Below are 18,938 nucleotides of genomic sequence, written 5' to 3' on the forward strand. Positions count from 1 at the left end.
AAAAAGACTCCTCTATTTCAAAGAAGGGGTCTTTTTTTTGTAAAAATTGTTAATGCTAGAAAAGTAACATGCGAAATTTCAATATATACTGTAGAGGCAGGCTTGACAATAAAAATGCACAGATTTACAATTAAGATGTATATTTTCCCTTTTTAAAACATTTTAGCGTTTAAAAGCCTTTGTGTGTATATTGAAAGGTGAATACGATGTACATGCCGACATGAAATTTAAAACTTACAAGTTTATAGCAAGGGGAGGTGAAATGATGGATACTAATACAATCATCTTCGCTTTGCTTGGCCTAATCGTCGGTGCAGTTGTTGGCTTTTTTGTTTGTAAATCGATTGCTGAAGCTAAAATTGCGGGAGCAAAGTCTAGTGCAGAACAAATTATTGATGAAGGAACCCGCGAGGCGGAAGCTTTGAAAAAAGAAGCTTTACTAGAAGCGAAGGATGAAATCCATCAGCTTCGTACAGAGGCAGAACAAGATATTCGTGATCGTCGAGCAGAACTTCAAAAACAAGAAAATCGATTAATGCAAAAAGAGGAAAATCTTGATCGTAAAGACGAATCACTTGATAAACGTGAAGCGTTACTTGAAAAGAAAGATGATTCTCTTACTGTTAAACAACAGCATATTGAAGAGATGGAAAGCAAAGTTGAAGAAGTAGTACGTGCACAGCAAACAGAGCTAGAGCGCATTTCAAGCTTAACAAGAGAAGATGCAAGAGCGATTATTTTAGATCGTGTTGAAAATGAACTTTCTCACGACATTGCAATAATGGTAAAAGAAACAGAAAACCGTGCAAAAGAAGACGCCGATAAAAAGGCGAAAGAAATTCTTTCACTTGCTATTCAGCGTTGCGCAGCAGATCATGTTGCTGAAACGACTGTCTCAGTTGTTAACTTGCCAAATGACGAAATGAAAGGCCGAATTATCGGTCGAGAAGGTCGAAACATCCGTACGCTTGAAACTTTGACAGGAATTGATCTTATTATTGATGATACGCCAGAAGCAGTTATTTTATCAGGATTTGACCCAATTCGTCGTGAGACAGCAAGAATTGCACTTGATAAACTCGTTCAAGATGGTCGTATCCATCCCGCACGTATTGAAGAAATGGTTGAAAAATCTCGCCGCGAAGTGGACGAATATATTCGTGAAGTCGGTGAACAAACGACGTTTGAAGTCGGTGTTCATGGGTTGCACCCAGACTTGATGAAAATTCTTGGTCGCTTAAAATTCAGAACAAGCTATGGTCAAAATGTGCTGAAACATTCAATGGAAGTAGCGCATTTATCAGGACTTATGGCTGCTGAATTAGGTGAAGATGAAACGTTAGCCAAACGAGCAGGGTTGTTACATGATATTGGTAAAGCAATTGACCATGAGGTAGAAGGAAGCCACGTAGAAATCGGTGTTGAATTAGCTACAAAGTATAAAGAACATCCGGTTGTTATTAATGCGATTGCTTCTCACCATGGAGATACAGAACCAACATCAATCATTGCTGTACTAGTTGCAGCAGCGGATGCATTATCTGCTGCAAGACCAGGTGCTCGCAGTGAGACGTTAGAAAACTACATTCGTCGTCTTGAAAAGTTAGAAGAAATTTCAGAGTCTTATGAAGGCGTTGAAAAATCATTTGCAATTCAAGCAGGGCGTGAAGTTCGTATTATGGTGAAACCAGATACGATTGGTGATCTAGAAGCGCATCGACTTGCTCGAGATATCCGAAAACGAATTGAAGATGAGCTGGATTATCCTGGCCACATCAAAGTAACGGTTATTCGCGAAACAAGAGCAGTAGAGTATGCAAAATAAAAATGAAGTGGCGTTTCGCCACTTTATTTTTTTTCGTAGAGATGAAGATGCAGATTAAGAATGAAGTATAGGAGCTTTTACATGAGAATTTTATTTATTGGAGACGTAGTTGGTTCTCCAGGCCGTGAAATGGTTGAAGAATATTTACCGAGATTAAAAAGAAAATACTCTCCGGGACTTACAATTGTGAATGGAGAAAATGCAGCTTCAGGAAAAGGAATTACCGAAAAGATTTATCGTCAGTTCTTACAAGCAGGGGCTAACATTATTACTCTTGGTAACCATGCGTGGGACAAACGTGAAATTTTTGATTTTATTGACGATGCAAAAAATCTTGTTCGTCCAGCAAATTTTCCTGAAGGTACACCTGGCAAAGGAATTACGTATTTTACGTACAATCAGCTTGAGGTAGCCGTGATTAATTTACAAGGGCGTACGTTTATGGCTCCGCTCGATTGTCCATTTCAAAAAGCAGATGAATTAATTGAAGAAGCACGCCAGCGCACTCCGCTTATTTTTATTGATTTTCATGCTGAAACAACAAGTGAAAAGCAAGCGATTAGCTGGTATGTGGACGGTCGTGTCAGCGCTGTTGTCGGCACTCATACGCATGTTCAAACAGCTGACAATCGTATATTGCCAAAAGGAACAGCCTACATCTCTGACGTAGGAATGACGGGACCTTATGACGGCATTTTAGGGATGGAGCGCGAAGCAGTTATTAAGCGTTTTTTAACGTCTCTTCCTGTTCGATTTGAAGTGCCAAAAGAAGGAAGAACGCAGCTTAGTGGAATCGTTATTGATATTGATCAAAAGACGGGGAAAGCAACAAAAACAGAGCGAATTTTAATTAACGAAGATCATCCGTTTTTTGAATAAAGGGAAAAAGTCAATGTGTCGAAAGGCGATACATTGGCTTTTTTATTTTGTCAAAAACGTAAAAAGAAAAAAGAAAGGTGTAGAAATATAAGTTTTTGAATATTTAGGAAAAACAAGCAGGAATACGTTTGACATATCGTGAATATAGTAACATTGAAATCAATTAAGTCATTGGTCTAATGATCTCTCATCATACATTGTAAAGAATAAGGAGGAGCTAGATATGGAAATATTAAAAGTTTCAGCAAAGTCTAATCCAAATTCAGTTGCTGGTGCCTTAGCAGGCGTGCTGCGCGAACGCGGCGCAGCAGAAATTCAAGCCATTGGGGCCGGGGCACTTAATCAAGCAGTAAAAGCTGTAGCAATCGCAAGAGGGTTCGTTGCACCAAGTGGGGTTGATTTAATCTGCATCCCAGCTTTTACAGATATTCAAATTGATGGAGAAGAGCGAACAGCCATTAAATTAATTGTAGAGCCGCGATAATTATAAAAACCACGGACCTGTAAAGCATAGAAGCCAAACAGGTCCTTTTTGTATAGAGTTAAAGGGGTGTTGGTTGTGATATTTGATGCTCATTGCGATGTATTAATGAAGCTCTGGTTAAATAAACGTTTATCTTTTACATATGATTCAGCGCTGCATGTTACGTTAGAAGGCATAAAAAAAGCAAAAGGGAAAGTTCAGCTATTCGCTATTTATATTCCAGAAGCGGTTCCGGCAGCTCAGCGCTTTGATGTTGTGTTAGAAATGATTCAGCTGTTTCAGAGTCATATTTTATCGCTTCCCGGTGTAAAATGGGTTCGTTCAAAGCACGATATAGATAGCTTGAAAAAAGGTGAACTTGGAGCCATGCTGACGCTTGAAGGGTGCGATGTCATTGATACAAGTTTAGTTCGCTTAAAGACACTTTTTTCACTGGGTGTACGTTCAGTAGGCTTGACATGGAATTACAGCAATGCTGTATGTGACGGTATTTTAGAACCTCGAGGCGCGGGGTTATCTTCTTTTGGAAGAGAAGTTGTTGAATTGAATAATGAACATAAAGTGTGGACGGATGTCTCTCATTTATCGGTAAGAGGTTTTTGGGATGTGATTGAGCTAGCGCAATATGTAGTGGCTACTCATTCCAATTCACACGTATTGTGTTCTCATCCCCGGAATTTAAGAGACGATCAAATTCATGCTTTAATAAAGCGAAACGGCGTGATTGGCATTACGTTTGTCCCTGAATTTTTAACGAGCTCTGCCAAAGCGCAAATAGCGGATGTGATCCGTCACCTTGATTACATGTGTGAAAGAGGAGGCGAATACTCCGTTGGTTTTGGCTCTGACTTTGACGGCATTGACAAAACGGTTCATCGTCTCGGAAGATATGAACAGTATACGAATTTAATCGAAGAACTCCTTAAGCATTACACTGAGGAGCAGGTAAAACGTTTTCTGTTTCAAAACTTTGCTGATCGTGTATGCAGCTAATAAAAAAAGAGCTTTTTCTTCTTGGGAAAGCTCTTTTTTTATAGAAGATATTTATATACTAATGCCTCATTTGAAGACAGAAAAGATCATTAAAAAACTTCATCTTATTCATTAAATATAAATATAATTAAAACGATTGAGAATTCAATGGAAAGGGTTGCATTTTTCTGGCAATCGGAATAAAATTGAAAACGGATTATGGAGCTGCTCAAGCAGAAACGTATCCTGTACAGCGACAAGGTGCTGTGGGAGTTTTGCGAATGATTTTGGTTCGTGAAATGCAGAAGCAAATGAAATCGTTTGCTAATTTACTTTTTTCAGTTTTTATCAATAAAATAGATTTCTATATTAAGAGCAATTAAAGGAGTGGCGTTGATTTATGGTACAGCAACTTTCATGGAAAGTTGGCGGACAGCAGGGTGAGGGAATCGAAAGCACGGGAGAAATCTTTTCAACCGCTTTAAATCGATTAGGTTATTACTTATACGGCTATCGTCATTTTTCTTCTCGTATCAAAGGTGGACATACAAATAATAAGATCCGAGTGAGTACAACTCAGGTTCGATCTGTGTCAGATGATTTAGATATTTTAGTTGCGTTCGATCAGGAAACAATCGATGTAAACGTCCATGAGCTGCGCGTAGGAGGCGTTGTAATTGCAGATGCGAAATTCAACCCAAGTCTGCCCGAAACATGTACAACTGCTACGCTATACGCTGTTCCGTTTACAGAAATTGCAACGGAACTAGGAACGTCGCTAATGAAGAACATGGTTGCTGTAGGCGCTTCAAGTGCTGTGCTTCATATTGACACAGAAATATTTGAAGAAGTAGTGCTTGAAATCTTCGGTAAAAAGGGCCAAAAAGTTGTACAAAAAAACATGGAAGCTATTAAAAAAGGTGCAGATTACATTCGTGAACAGTTAGGCGAACAATTAGAAACAATGAAACTAGATCCAGCGGATGGTAAAAAACGTATGTTTATGATTGGAAACGATGCGATTGCACTAGGTGCTTTAGCCGGTGGGGCTCGTTTTATGCCAGCATATCCAATTACCCCTGCTTCAGAAATCATGGAATACTTAATTAAAAAGCTTCCTCAATTCGGTGGAACCGTTATTCAAACAGAAGATGAAATCGCAGCATGTACGATGGCTATCGGAGCTAACTATGCAGGCGTACGTGCGCTGACAGCATCAGCTGGACCTGGTCTATCATTAATGATGGAGTCGATTGGATTAGCGGGCATCACTGAGCAGCCTGTTGTGATTATTGATACGCAGCGCGGCGGTCCAAGTACAGGGCTTCCAACTAAGCAAGAACAGTCTGACTTAATGGCTATGATTTACGGTACGCACGGTGAAATTCCGAAGATCGTCATGGCGCCAAGTACGGTTGAAGAAGCATTCTACGATACGATTGAAGCGTTTAACTTAGCAGAAGAATATCAGTGTCCAGTTATTATGCTAACGGATTTACAGCTTTCACTTGGGAAACAGTCGGTAGAACCGCTTGACTATAACCGCGTTGAAATCCGCCGCGGCAAGCTTCAGCAAGGAGAGCTAGAAGAGTTGGAAGAAAAACAATACTACAAGCGCTACCGCGTAACAGAAGACGGCGTATCACCACGCGTCATTCCAGGAATGAAGCATGGCATTCATCACGTAACGGGAGTAGAACATGATGAGACAGGAAAGCCATCTGAATCTCCGGTGAACCGCGATGATCAAATGAATAAGCGTCTTCGTAAAACAAAAGGAATTCGTTTTAATACGCCAATTCATGTTCACTCTCAAGAAAAAGAGTCTGATATTTTATTTGTTGGATTTAATTCGACGCGTGGAGTCATTGAAGAGGCAATGGAACGTTTGGAACAGGATGGTATAAAAGTCAACCATGCTCACATTCGTTTGATTCATCCTTTCCCAGCTGACGAACTGCTTCCTTACGTGCAAGGAGCTAAAAAAGTAGTCGTCGTTGAAAACAATGCTACTGGACAGCTTGCTAATATTTTAAAAATGAATATCGCAAGTCATGATAAAATTCAAAGCGTATTGAAGTACGATGGAAATCCATTTCTTCCGCAAGAAGTATACGCAAAAAGTAAGGAGATGTTTGTGTTAAATGGCAACGTTTAAAGATTTTCGTAACAGTGTAAAACCTAACTGGTGTCCGGGGTGTGGAGATTTCTCCGTACAAGCAGCCATTCAACGCGCATCTGCTAACGTAGGTTTAGAACCTCATGAGCTTGCTGTTATTTCAGGTATTGGATGTTCTGGACGTATCTCTGGTTATATTAATTCATATGGTTTTCACGGTATTCACGGACGTGCGCTTCCAATCGCTCAAGGTGTAAAAATGGCTAATCGTGACTTAACCGTTATCGCATCTGGCGGTGATGGAGATGGGTTTGCTATCGGTATGGGACACACGGTACATGCGATTCGCCGAAACATCGATGTAACGTATATCGTAATGGATAACCAAATCTATGGTTTAACAAAAGGACAAACATCTCCTCGCAGTGAAGTAGGATTCAAGACAAAAAGTACGCCTGAAGGATCAATCGAGTCGTCTTTATCTGTCATGGAGCTGGCGTTAACTTCTGGAGCAACGTTTGTAGCGCAAAGCTTTTCAACGAATTTAAAAGAGTTAACAAGCTTAATTGAACAAGGCATTCAGCATAAAGGTTTTTCTTTAATTAACGTATTTAGCCCGTGCGTAACGTATAACAAAGTGAACACGTATGATTGGTTTAAAGAAAATCTAACTAGTCTTAGCACAATTGAAGGTTATGATGCAAACAATCGTATGCAAGCTATGCAGACGTTAATGGAGCATAATGGCTTAGTAACAGGGCTTATTTATCAAAATGCGCATCAGCCGTCGTATCAGCAGCTTGTTCACGGCTATAGTGAAGAGCCGCTGTCAAAAGCAGACTTAGGTATGACTGAGGAAAAATTTGATGAGCTAGTGGCTGAATTTATGTAAAAGAGGCTGCAATAAAAGCAGTTTAGTAGAGGGAAAATCCGAACGGTAAATTGAGATTCTTAATGGAGAATTCAGCTCGTTCGGATTTTTTCATAGTCATAGGTATAGAAAATAGGTATATGATTGTGTTCGCTACTTGAAAGTTATATACTATGTTAATGTGATGAGTTTTATGCATAAGCATAAGGCTGTCACATTTTTTTGCGATTTACAGGTGCAACGTGCCAATTGTCATGGCGAAAGGAGATTTTTTTATGAACGAAAAACAACGTTTAGAAAGCAACCAAGTTAATCCAGCGGACAAAAAATCCGAAAAGGATTACAGCAAATATTTTCAAACAGTATACATGCCACCTTCTTTAAAAGATGCGAAAAAACGAGGAAAAGAAGAAGTTTCCTATCACAACGATTTTGCAATCGATGAACAGTTTCATGGAATGGGACAGGGACGTAAGTTTTATATCCGTACGTACGGCTGTCAAATGAATGAGCACGATACAGAAGTAATGGCTGGTATTTTTCTAGGCCTTGGCTACGAGCCGACTGACTCTGTTGAAGATGCTCATGTTATTTTATTGAATACGTGTGCGATCCGTGAAAATGCGGAAAATAAAGTGTTTGGTGAATTAGGACACTTGAAGGCCTTAAAGCGCGAGCGTCCTGAGCTATTAATCGGCGTCTGCGGATGTATGTCTCAAGAAGAGTCAGTTGTAAATAAAATTTTACAAAAACATCAGCACGTGGATATGATTTTTGGTACACATAACATTCACCGTTTGCCTCACATTTTGAACGAAGCATACTTAGCAAAAGAAATGGTGATTGAAGTATGGTCTAAAGAAGGGGACGTTATTGAAAACCTTCCAAGAGCACGTAAAGGCAGCGTCAAAGCATGGGTTAACATCATGTACGGCTGTGACAAGTTCTGTACGTACTGTATCGTTCCGTATACGCGAGGAAAAGAACGAAGCCGCCGTCCAGAAGATATTATCCAAGAAGTACGTCATTTAGCTGCTCAAGGCTACAAAGAAATTACGCTTCTAGGCCAAAACGTTAATGCATACGGAAAAGATTTTGAAGACATGACGTACGGCTTAGGCGACTTAATGGACGAAATCCGTAAAATTGACGTTGCTCGTATCCGTTTTACAACAAGTCATCCTCGTGACTTTGATGATCGTTTAATTGAAGTTCTTGCTAAAGGTGGAAATCTTGTCGATCACATTCACTTGCCTGTTCAATCAGGAAGCAGTGATATCTTAAAAATTATGGCACGAAAATATTCTCGTGAACATTATTTAGAGCTTGTTCGTAAAATTAAAGAAGCCATTCCAACGGCATCATTAACAACTGATATTATTGTTGGTTTCCCAAATGAAACGGATGAGCAGTTTGAAGAAACAATGTCGCTATATCGTGAGGTTGAATTTGATAGTGCTTATACGTTTATTTATTCACCTCGTGAAGGTACGCCGGCTGCTAAGATGCAAGACAACGTACCAATGGAAGTGAAAAAAGAGCGTCTTCAGCGTTTAAATGCTCTTGTAAATGAAATTTCTGCAAAGAAATTGAAGGAATATGAAGGTAAAGTTGTCGAAGTATTAGTAGAAGGTGAAAGTAAAAATAATCCGGAAGTACTAGCAGGCTACACGGAAAAAAGTAAGCTTGTAAACTTCAAAGCACCTAAGTCAGTGATTGGGCAACTTGTAAAAGTAAAAGTTACAAAAGCCAAAACATGGACATTAAACGGGGAAATGGTAGAAGAAACAGCAGAGGTGAAGTAATATGGCGCAGTATAACAAGAGTGACGTAATTAAACGTGCTCAAGAGCTGGCAAAAATGATTGCTGAAACGGAAGAAGTAGATTTCTTCAAGCGTGCCGAAGCTCAGCTTAACGAAAATCAAAAAGTGCGTGAAACCATTGCAAGCATTAAAAGTTTGCAAAAACAAGCTGTTAATTTCCAACATTATGGTAAAACAGAAGCGTTAAAACAAGTGGAGGCAAAAATCGATCGTTTACAGGAAGAACTGGATGAACTGCCGATTATTCAGCAGTTTCAAGAGTCTCAAATAAACGTGAATGATTTGCTTCAACTTGTCGCTAACACTATTTCAAACACAGTAACAGATGAAATTATTGTGTCAACAGATGGTGATTTACTGCGTGGTGAAACAGGTTCACAGGTGCGAAACAGCCCTGGATCTAGCTGCTCATAAAGAAAAAATGCCTTAGCAAATTGCTGAGGCATTTTTTTGTGCATCACGTGTGCATTATGTGGCATGAAAATTGGGCAGATTTTCTCTCTAATAATTGTCACGTTTTTCTATATCCTTGCATACAATGGAACATAGGTTTTTTATGCCTTAAACCTAGTTTCTTAAAAATAATGTGCAAACAAGTGAATGAGCCTGCATAGGATGAAATGAAGATAGTTTGAGGAGGGTATGCTCACATGTCACAACACTATAGAGAAATTATTACAAAAGCAGTCGTAGGTAAAGGTCGCAAGTTTACACAATCGTCTCATACGCTTGCACCGAAAAATCGACCAACAAGCATCTTAGGATGCTGGGTGATTAACCATGAGTACAAAGCAAAGAAAAGCGGCAGCAATGTAGAAGTTGACGGCAGATATGATATTAACATCTGGTATTCTTACAATAATAATACAAAAACCGAAGTTTGGACGGAAACCGTATCATACAAAGATAATATTAAGCTGCGCTATAAAGACGAAGATTCGATTGGAGACGATTACGAAGTAATTGTTCGCGTGCTGCAGCAGCCAAATTGCCTAGAGTGCACAATTTCACCAAATGGCAATAAAACGATTGTTCAAGTAGAGAGAGAATTGTTGGCGGAAGTGATTGGCGAAACCAAGGTTTGTGTTGCAGTAAATCCGAAAGGCTGCGATGATGAAGACGAGTTTGATTTAGACGTAGATGACGATGAATTTGAAGATTTAGATCCTGATTTTATATTAGGAGACGATGAGTAACTAGGAAGAAGTTCTTCCTAGTTTTTTTATTTTTACTATTTTAAGAAAATTCTTATAAAAATAAAAAAATATATTGCTTTTTGTCGAATGCGCAGTGTATAGTAAATCTAAAGAAAATAATGCATTAATTTTCAGAAAATTTAGTTATATCAGATAAGTATTTTTTGGGGGTTTACTATGAGCTTATTTCGTAAAAAATCAATTCAAACGTTAATTAGTGAAACCAACTCTAAAGGTGTTAAATTAAAAAAGGATTTAGGCGCTTTCGATTTAACAATGTTAGGAATTGGAGCCATTATCGGAACCGGAATTTTTGTATTAACGGGCGTAGCCGCCGCTGAACATGCCGGTCCAGCTTTAGTTATATCTTTCATTATGTCAGGACTTGCGTGTGTGTTTGCAGCTCTTTGTTATGCGGAGTTTGCCTCAACAGTTCCCGTTTCAGGAAGTGCATACACTTACAGTTATGCAACATTTGGTGAATTAATCGCTTGGATTTTAGGGTGGGATCTGATCTTGGAATACGGTCTTGCTTCTTCTGCTGTAGCGAGCGGATGGTCGGGATATTTCCAAGGATTGTTAGCAGGGTTTGGCATACATTTTCCAAAAGCTTTAACAAGTGCATACAATCCTGCAAACGGCACGTACGTTGATATTCCAGCAATTATGATTGTTTTCTTAATTACCTTGCTTTTAACACAAGGAGTAAAAAAATCTTCACGTTTTAATGCTATCATGGTTATTATTAAACTGGCTGTTGTACTTCTGTTTATCGTAGTAGGAGTTAGCTATGTTAAGCCAGAAAACTGGACGCCGTTTATGCCGTTTGGTTTCTCGGGAGTAGCGACAGGAGCAGCAACTGTATTCTTCGCCTACATTGGATTTGATGCTGTAGCAACAGCGGCCGAGGAAGTACGTAAGCCTCAGCGAGATATGCCGATCGGAATCATTGCATCTCTTGCGATTTGTACAGTCCTTTATATCGTCGTATCGCTTATCTTAACAGGGATCGTACCTTATACAGAATTAAATGTCAAAAACCCTGTAGCATTTGCTTTAAGCTACATTAACCAAGACTGGGTAGCAGGATTTATTTCATTAGGTGCAATTGTTGGTATTACAACGGTATTACTCGTTATGATGTATGGACAAACTCGTTTATTTTATGCGATCAGTCGAGATGGTCTATTGCCGAAGCCTTTTTCAAAAATCAGTGAGAAAAAACAAACGCCAGTAGTAAATACGTGGATTACATGTTTACTAGTATCTATCTTCTCTGGTTTAGTACCATTAGGAAGATTAGCAGAGTTAACAAATATCGGTACTCTTTTTGCTTTCATGACTGTATCAATTGGAATTTTATATTTACGTAAATCAAAACAAACTTCAGAATCGACTGGTTTCCGCGTACCATTCGTGCCGGTGATTCCAATTTTAGCTTTTGTGTTCTGTTTATACTTAGCACTTCAGCTTCCAAAGTTAACATGGATTAGTTTCGTAATTTGGCTTGTACTAGGGCTAGTGGTTTACTTCTTATACGGACGTAAGCATAGTCATTTGAACAGCAGTAAATAATGAAAAGCTTCGGACAAGCTTCTTCCTTCGTCCGAAGCTTTTTTATTTGTTTGATGAAAAGAAATTGAAGATTGTTCTATTTGAATAAATTAAGTTTAAGAAAGACTTATGTTATAATACGTGTAGCAAAAACGCACAACTAGATGTGGTATGGAGGAATAGTATGGCAGCGTATACGCCAATGATACAGCAATATTTGAGAATTAAGGCAGAGTATCAAGATGCCTTTTTATTTTTTAGATTAGGTGATTTTTATGAAATGTTCTTTGAAGATGCTACGACAGCTTCTCAAGAACTTGAAATAACATTAACAAGTCGAGACGGAGGAGGACAAGAGCGAATTCCGATGTGCGGGGTTCCGTATCACTCTGCTCCTACGTATATCGAGCGTTTAATTGAAAAGGGATTTAAAGTAGCTATTTGTGAGCAGGTAGAAGACCCTAAGCATGCAAAAGGTGTTGTAAAGCGAGAAGTGGTGCAGGTGATTTCACCCGGAACACTGATGAACGAACGCGGACTGCATGAAAAGGAAAATAACTATATTTGTTCTGTTACTGCGTTCGAGGATCAAACGTTTGGTCTTGCTCTTTCTGATTTGTCTACAGGAGAAAACAGCGTAACGCTTGTTAGTTCGTTTCACGATATCGTCTCAGAAATTTATGCAAAAGAAGCAAAAGAAGTTGTTGTAAGCTCTGAGTTTCCTGCTGACTTATTACAAACACTAAAAGAGCGCATGACGATTACCATTTCTTATGAGAATAGTACAGATCAAGTAGAAGGACTAGATTATTTAGTAGAGTCGCTTCAGCAGCAAAAGCTTATTACAACGTTTGCGCGTATTCTTCAGTATTTAACTCGCACGCAGAAGCGTTCGCTTGAGCACTTACAGCCCGTGCAGTTTTATCAAATCAATGAATATATGAAAATTGATTTGTTCTCTAAGCGAAACCTAGAGTTAACCGAAACGATTCGTTCAAAAGGAAAGAAAGGCTCGCTTCTATGGCTATTAGACCAGACCGTTACGGCAATGGGCGGCCGTTTATTAAAAAATTGGATTGACCGTCCGCTTTTAAAACAAGCGGATATTGATAATCGTTTGAATATGGTAGATGTCTTAATGAAACAGTTTTTTGAACGAGAAGAACTGCGTGAGTTGCTAAAAGACGTATATGATTTAGAACGCTTAGCTGGTCGAGTAGCTTTTGGGAATGTAAATGCTCGTGATTTAATTCAATTAAAAAAATCATTGCAAAATGTGCCTCATATTCAAGAGGTTGTGAATCGTTTGAATCATCCTTATGCCACAAAGCTTGTTGAAGACATTGATCCTTGTGAGCGATTAGCTAATCTTCTTGAAAGAGGATTAAAAGAGCACCCTCCTTTGTCAATTAAAGAAGGAGACATTATTAATGACGGCTATCATGAACAGCTTGATCAATACCGAGATGCAAGCCGAAACGGAAAAACGTGGATTGCGTCACTTGAACAGCAAGAGCGTGAGAAAACAGGGATTCGCTCACTGAAAATTGGTTATAATCGCGTGTTCGGCTATTATATAGAAGTAACGCGGGCAAATCTGCATCTTTTGCCTGAAGGAATGTATGAACGAAAACAGACGTTAACCAATGCAGAACGTTTTATTACGCCTGAGCTGAAAGAAAAAGAAGCGCTGATTTTAGAAGCGGAAGAGAAAATTGTAGAGCTGGAATATGAATTGTTTTTACAAATTCGTGAAGAAGTAAAAGCATATATTCCAAGGCTGCAAGAACTTGCTAAAAAAGTAAGTGAGCTTGACGTACTGCAGTGCTTTGCAAAAATCAGTGAAGAACGTCATTACACGAAGCCTATTTTTTCAAGTGAAGACATTTCGATTCAAAATGGACGCCATCCAGTAGTAGAAAAAGTAATGAATTCGCAGGAATATGTGCCAAACGACTGTCAAATGACGGATGATAGTTCAATTTTACTGATTACAGGACCAAATATGTCTGGTAAAAGTACGTACATGCGTCAGGTCGCTTTAACGGCGATATTAGCTCAAATTGGCTGTTTTGTGCCAGCTGACGAAGCGGTTCTGCCGATTTTTGATCAAGTGTTTACGCGTATCGGAGCGGCTGATGACTTAATTTCAGGCCAAAGTACGTTTATGGTCGAGATGCTAGAAACGAAGAATGCAGTGACAAATGCCACTCAGTCGAGTCTGATTCTGTTAGATGAAATTGGACGGGGCACGTCTACGTATGACGGAATGGCTCTTGCTCAAGCAATTATTGAATACGTTCATGAACATATTGGCTGTAAGACACTATTTTCTACTCATTATCATGAATTAACCGTACTCGATGAGTCGCTTCCTGCGCTTAAAAATGTTCATGTAAGCGCGGTTGAAAAAAATGGGAAAGTCGTCTTTTTACACAAAATCAAAGATGGTGCCGCAGATAAAAGCTATGGTATTCACGTAGCGGAACTAGCAGAACTTCCAGATCCGCTTCTGGAGAGAGCTCGCGTCATCTTACACGATTTAGAACAATTTTCTGAGCGTGAACCTGTACGTCAGGCTCCAAAAAGAGAAGAGATAACACAACAAGTTCCACAAGAAGGTGCTTCTTTGGTTCAAGAAGAACGTGCAGATCGTAAAAAAGCAGATGAAGCCAATCAGCTTTCGTTCTTTGAAATAGAAGAGAAAAAAGAAAAGCCTGCGCTTTCAAAACGTGAAAAAGCAATTATCGATCGTTTAAAAGAGCTCGATATTTTAGAAATGACGCCTTTAGACGCAATGAATGCGATGTATGAACTGCAAAAATCATTAAAAAAGAAATAGATTGAGAGGAGTGAGTCTGTGGGTAAAATTGTGCAGCTTTCAGACGAACTTTCAAATAAAATTGCTGCCGGAGAGGTTGTTGAACGACCTGCTTCGGTGGTGAAAGAACTAGTCGAAAATGCTATTGATGCAAACAGTACAGTTATTGAAATTGAACTAGAAGAAGCTGGGCTTTCAAAAATTCGTATATTGGATAATGGAGACGGCATTGCTTCTGAAGACTGCTTGACCGCTTTTAAAAGACATGCGACAAGTAAAATCAAAACAGAACAAGATTTATTTCGAATTCGAACGTTAGGATTTCGCGGTGAAGCTTTGCCAAGTATTGCTTCGGTTTCAATGCTTGAACTCAAAACGAGTACGGGAGAAGAAGCCGGCACTCACCTTAAACTTAGAGGCGGAGAAATCGTTCATCACGAATTAACGTCAAGCCGAAAAGGTACCGAACTTGTTATTGAAAACCTATTTTTTAACACACCTGCACGTTTAAAATATATGAAGACGGTAAACACGGAGCTTGGTAACGTAACGGATGTCGTCAATCGCCTTGCGATGTCTCATCCTGAAGTTTCAATTCGGCTGATGCATCAAGGAAGACAGCTTCTGTATACGAACGGAAGCGGAGATGTGCGCCAAGTGCTTGCAGCTATTTATGGAATGGCAGTGGCTAAAAAAATGATTCCGATTAACGTTCAGTCTCTTGATTATGAAGTGAATGGTTACGTTGCTCTTCCTGAAATTACACGAGCTTCTCGCAACTATATGTCCACCATTATTAACGGTCGTTTTGTTAAAAACTACGGGTTGTTAAAAGCGGTACAGCAGGGCTATCATACCCTTTTACCTATCGGCCGTTTTCCAATCGTGTTTTTAACCATTACAATGGACCCTTTGTTAGTGGACGTGAATGTTCATCCAGCGAAACTAGAAGTGCGTTTAAGTAAAGAAGCGGAGCTGTTTGAGCTTATTGAACAAGGAGTAAAAGCTGCTTTTAAAAAGCAGCAGTTAATTCCGGATGCTGTAGTACCAACCAAGTCAAAATCAGCTGTGCAGCCAACTGAGCAGCAGACCTTTACATTTGATCATCAGTCTAAACCGTCTGGCTATCAGCCGTCTGATACGGTTCGCGAGCCTAGCTTTAAGGAGACTACCGCTCGTGTAGACGAGATCATGCCGCCTGTTAAAACAGAGGTCATACGTCAAGATGAAGAACTTGAGCCAACGTTTCGAGAAATAGAACACTATGAAGAATCGGTGGAAGAAAACGCACCTATTCCAGAACCAAACCGTTCAGCTAAAGAGCAGCCAGAACCGCGTGTTCCTGCGATGTACCCAATTGGACAAATGCACGGAACGTATATTTTGGCACAAAATGAAAAAGGATTATTTATTATTGATCAGCACGCGGCGCAGGAGAGAATTAAGTACGAATATTTTAAGCGAAAGCTTGGAGAAGTAGATTCAGAAGTTCAAGAACTGCTTATGCCGCTTACGCTGGAGTTCTCGGGAAATGAAGCCTTGATTTTAGAAGAATACAAAGACATGCTTGCTGAAGTAGGAGTTTTTTTAGAACCGTTTGGACAAAACTCCTATATCGTTCGCTCACATCCGCAGTGGTTTCCAAAAGGAGAGGAACAGGAAACCATTGAAGAAATGATTCAGCAAATCTTTACGATGAAACGAGTCAATATCGAGAAGTTACGAGAAGAAGCGGCTATTATGATGAGCTGTAAAGGATCGATTAAAGCGAATCATCATTTGCGAAACGATGAGATTTTTGCTTTACTTGAAACGTTAAGAAAAACAACGGATCCATTTACGTGTCCGCACGGACGACCAATTATTATTCATCATTCGACGTATGAAATGGAAAAAATGTTTAAGCGAGTGATGTAGGCAAAGCGGCTAGCTGCAGCTAGCCGCTTTGTTGAATAAATCATGACCATTTGGATAAAATGGAATGATGTGAATGCCTATAGATGAAAGTAGTGTTGTTATGACGGGAGAGAAACCAAAACTTATTGTCATTATTGGACCAACTGCGGTTGGTAAAACAAAATTAAGCATTGAACTTGCCAAACAGTTAGACGGAGAAATTATTTCAGGTGATTCGATGCAAATTTATAAAGGGATGGATATCGGAACAGCAAAGGTGTCAGAAGAAGAGATGCAGGGTGTTCCCCATTACCTGATCGATATTAAGGAGCCGGATGAATCGTTTTCTGTGGCAGAATTTCAAGAGATTGTAAGAAAACAAATCGATGATATTCATGCTAGAGGAAAAATGCCGATGATTGTTGGAGGGACGGGTCTTTATATTCAATCCGTTATTTATGATTATCAGTTCACAGAAACGCCTAGTGATGAAAAAGTTCGTGAACGAATGGAAGTATTTATTAAAGCTCATGGCATTGACCCCCTGTATGAGAAGCTCAAAGAAATTGACCCAGACAGTGCGGCTGCTATTCATAAAAATAACCATCGCCGTGTAATTCGAGCGCTTGAAGTTTATGAAGTAACCGGCAAAAAATTCAGTGACTATACAAAAGAACAGTCGCAAGAGTTATTATACGATGTAACCATTATTGGACTTACAATGGATCGAGACGTATTATATGAGAGAATTAATCACCGAGTCGATATGATGATGCAGGCTGGACTGCTTGAGGAAGTCAAATCATTGTACGAAAGTGGTCTGCATGATGTACAATCAATTCAAGCTATCGGCTACAAAGAGCTTTATGCTTATTTTGAGGGACGCTGTACGCTCGAAGAAGCCGTTGAACAGTTGAAACAAAATTCACGCAGATATGCAAAGCGTCAGTTAACATGGTTTCGAAATAAAATGCCTGTAAAATGGATAGAGATGGAAGTTGACAAATTTCCCGAAAAGTTTGCTGAAATTTTTACATATATTGCAGGAAAGCTGAAGAAAGAAGCGAATTAAGTAAACAGATAGAGAAACGAGGAGGCCGAATAATGAAACAATCAGTTAATATTCAAGATCAATTTTTAAATCAATTACGTAAAGAAAATATCTATGTGACGGTATTTCTTTTAAATGGTTTTCAATTAAGAGGACTAATTAAAGGATTTGATAATTTTACTGTGCTAATTGAATCTGAAGGAAAACAGCAGCTGATTTATAAACATGCGATTTCGACATTTGTACCAAATAAAAATATTACAGTAGAACTTGAATAGAGATTAAAGAGAAGCATCCGCATATTCGGATGCTTTCTTTATGTAAATAAAGGCTTAGAAAAGTTTCTTAACATTGTTTTTACTCATTGAACATAAACCTTATAATAGACGATTATTTCTTCGGTAATAAGAGATCATTGTCTTCGTATCGTTCATCGCATGCAGCTATGCGATACAGAGAAGTGGGATGAAACGAGAGGTGAACATGGTGGAACAGCCGATAACTCTTAAAAATAATGGGCAAATTAATATCATTTTAAATAATGAAACAAAAAAGGAAAAATCGTATACGACATCAATTCCGCGTCCTGCCAAAAAAGCTGTGATAAATCATGAGCCGCTTCGGGAAATTGAACGAGAAATGAGCGGACTGGTTGGAATGGAAGAATTGAAAAAAATGATAAAAGAAATATATGCGTGGCTATATATTAACAAAAAAAGAGAGGAACAGGGCTTAAAAGCGGGAAAGCAGGCGCTGCATATGATGTTTAAAGGAAATCCAGGAACAGGGAAAACGACGGTAGCCCGCCTGCTGGGTAAATTATTTTTGAATATGAACATCTTGTCTAAAGGACATTTAATTGAAGCAGAGCGTGCAGATTTAGTTGGAGAATACATTGGTCATACCGCTCAGAAAACGAGAGATCTTGTAAAAAAAGCGCTTGGAGGTATTTTATTTATCGATGAGGCTTATTCTCTTGCAAGAGGGGGAGAAAAAGATTTTGGAAAAGAAGCGATTGATACATTGGTCAAACATATGGAAGATTCAAATGATAAGTTTGTATTGATTTTAGCTGGTTATCCAAGAGAAATGGAAAATTTCTTAAGTCTTAATCCAGGACTGCGCTCTAGGTTTCCGTTTATTTTTGATTTTCCGGATTATGATGTTAATGAACTGATGGACATTGCGGGTCATATGATGAATGACAGGCAGTATCAGTTTAGTACAGAGGCCTATAAAAAGCTAAAAGATCATTTTATGGACGTGAAGTACAATCAGACGCCTAGGGATTTTAGTAACGGTCGATATGTGCGAAACATTATTGAACGTTCCATACGTACTCAATCCATGAGGCTTTTAGAAGAAGAAAGCTTTGAACGTAACGAGCTTTTAACTTTAACGTCAAGCGATATTCAGCTGTAAAAAAAAGCCTTTCGTCATGAAAGG

16 protein-coding genes are annotated in these 18,938 nt (G+C 39.1%); all 16 read left to right on the forward strand.

Annotation, left to right across the window (positions count from 1 at the left end; translation table 11 throughout):
- Positions 1 to 265: 265 nt before the first annotated feature.
- The 16 genes from rny to spoVK all read left to right on the forward strand — a co-directional run bounded on the left by rny (position 266) and on the right by spoVK (position 18,914).
- The gene (gene rny, locus ACNHOZ_RS04035) at positions 266 to 1,825 is read left to right on the forward strand and encodes a ribonuclease Y (RefSeq protein WP_013058803.1); all 1,560 of its coding nucleotides are present in this window, start codon (positions 266 to 268) and stop codon (positions 1,823 to 1,825) included.
- Between the two features lie 81 nt (positions 1,826 to 1,906).
- Entirely contained in the window at positions 1,907 to 2,704 is a 798-nt protein-coding gene (locus ACNHOZ_RS04040) for a TIGR00282 family metallophosphoesterase (protein WP_028411380.1), read from the forward strand.
- Positions 2,705 to 2,927: 223 nt separating this feature from the next.
- A complete protein-coding gene (gene spoVS / locus ACNHOZ_RS04045) occupies positions 2,928 to 3,188 on the forward strand; it encodes a stage V sporulation protein SpoVS (RefSeq protein WP_003181955.1) in 261 nt (86 codons plus the stop codon).
- A 75-nt stretch (positions 3,189 to 3,263) separates the two neighbouring features.
- Entirely contained in the window at positions 3,264 to 4,181 is a 918-nt protein-coding gene (locus ACNHOZ_RS04050; RefSeq protein ID WP_048019865.1) for a dipeptidase, read from the forward strand.
- 185 nt (positions 4,182 to 4,366) lie between these two features.
- Positions 4,367 to 4,543 carry a hypothetical protein gene (locus ACNHOZ_RS04055; protein WP_014458494.1) on the forward strand — a complete coding sequence of 59 codons (177 nt, stop codon included), beginning with the start codon at positions 4,367 to 4,369 and terminating at the stop codon, positions 4,541 to 4,543.
- Positions 4,544 to 4,560: 17 nt separating this feature from the next.
- Complete coding sequence (locus tag ACNHOZ_RS04060; protein WP_048019866.1) at positions 4,561 to 6,318, forward strand: 2-oxoacid:acceptor oxidoreductase subunit alpha; 1,758 nt, start codon at positions 4,561 to 4,563, stop codon at positions 6,316 to 6,318.
- On the forward strand, positions 6,305 to 7,171 hold the full coding sequence (locus ACNHOZ_RS04065) for a 2-oxoacid:ferredoxin oxidoreductase subunit beta (protein WP_013058799.1): 867 nt from the start codon (positions 6,305 to 6,307) through the stop codon (positions 7,169 to 7,171). Before ACNHOZ_RS04060 ends, ACNHOZ_RS04065 begins: the two co-directional genes overlap by 14 nt.
- A gap of 254 nt (positions 7,172 to 7,425) precedes the next feature.
- Positions 7,426 to 8,955, forward strand: a complete 1,530-nt coding sequence (miaB, locus tag ACNHOZ_RS04070; RefSeq protein ID WP_025601388.1) for a tRNA (N6-isopentenyl adenosine(37)-C2)-methylthiotransferase MiaB — start codon at positions 7,426 to 7,428, stop codon at positions 8,953 to 8,955.
- 1 nt (position 8,956) lies between these two features.
- Positions 8,957 to 9,388 carry a RicAFT regulatory complex protein RicA family protein gene (locus tag ACNHOZ_RS04075; protein ID WP_013058797.1) on the forward strand — a complete coding sequence of 144 codons (432 nt, stop codon included), beginning with the start codon at positions 8,957 to 8,959 and terminating at the stop codon, positions 9,386 to 9,388.
- 236 nt (positions 9,389 to 9,624) lie between these two features.
- Positions 9,625 to 10,170: an outer spore coat protein CotE gene (locus tag ACNHOZ_RS04080; RefSeq protein WP_013058796.1), complete on the forward strand. Its 546-nt coding sequence runs from the start codon at positions 9,625 to 9,627 to the stop codon at positions 10,168 to 10,170.
- A gap of 177 nt (positions 10,171 to 10,347) precedes the next feature.
- Positions 10,348 to 11,745 (forward strand): amino acid permease, encoded by a 1,398-nt coding sequence (locus tag ACNHOZ_RS04085; RefSeq protein ID WP_048019867.1) that lies wholly within the window; start codon positions 10,348 to 10,350, stop codon positions 11,743 to 11,745.
- Positions 11,746 to 11,908: 163 nt separating this feature from the next.
- Positions 11,909 to 14,566 carry a DNA mismatch repair protein MutS gene (gene mutS / locus ACNHOZ_RS04090; RefSeq protein WP_028411377.1) on the forward strand — a complete coding sequence of 886 codons (2,658 nt, stop codon included), beginning with the start codon at positions 11,909 to 11,911 and terminating at the stop codon, positions 14,564 to 14,566.
- 18 nt (positions 14,567 to 14,584) lie between these two features.
- The gene (gene mutL, locus ACNHOZ_RS04095) at positions 14,585 to 16,462 is read left to right on the forward strand and encodes a DNA mismatch repair endonuclease MutL (RefSeq protein ID WP_028411376.1); all 1,878 of its coding nucleotides are present in this window, start codon (positions 14,585 to 14,587) and stop codon (positions 16,460 to 16,462) included.
- 100 nt (positions 16,463 to 16,562) lie between these two features.
- Positions 16,563 to 17,513 (forward strand): tRNA (adenosine(37)-N6)-dimethylallyltransferase MiaA, encoded by a 951-nt coding sequence (gene miaA, locus ACNHOZ_RS04100; RefSeq protein ID WP_048019986.1) that lies wholly within the window; start codon positions 16,563 to 16,565, stop codon positions 17,511 to 17,513.
- Between the two features lie 32 nt (positions 17,514 to 17,545).
- Positions 17,546 to 17,770 (forward strand): RNA chaperone Hfq, encoded by a 225-nt coding sequence (gene hfq / locus ACNHOZ_RS04105; RefSeq protein WP_013058791.1) that lies wholly within the window; start codon positions 17,546 to 17,548, stop codon positions 17,768 to 17,770.
- Positions 17,771 to 17,975: 205 nt separating this feature from the next.
- Positions 17,976 to 18,914, forward strand: a complete 939-nt coding sequence (gene spoVK / locus ACNHOZ_RS04110; protein ID WP_223546698.1) for a stage V sporulation protein K — start codon at positions 17,976 to 17,978, stop codon at positions 18,912 to 18,914.
- The last annotated feature ends 24 nt before the right edge of the window (positions 18,915 to 18,938 follow it).

The organism is Priestia sp. D51, from assembly GCF_053345675.1.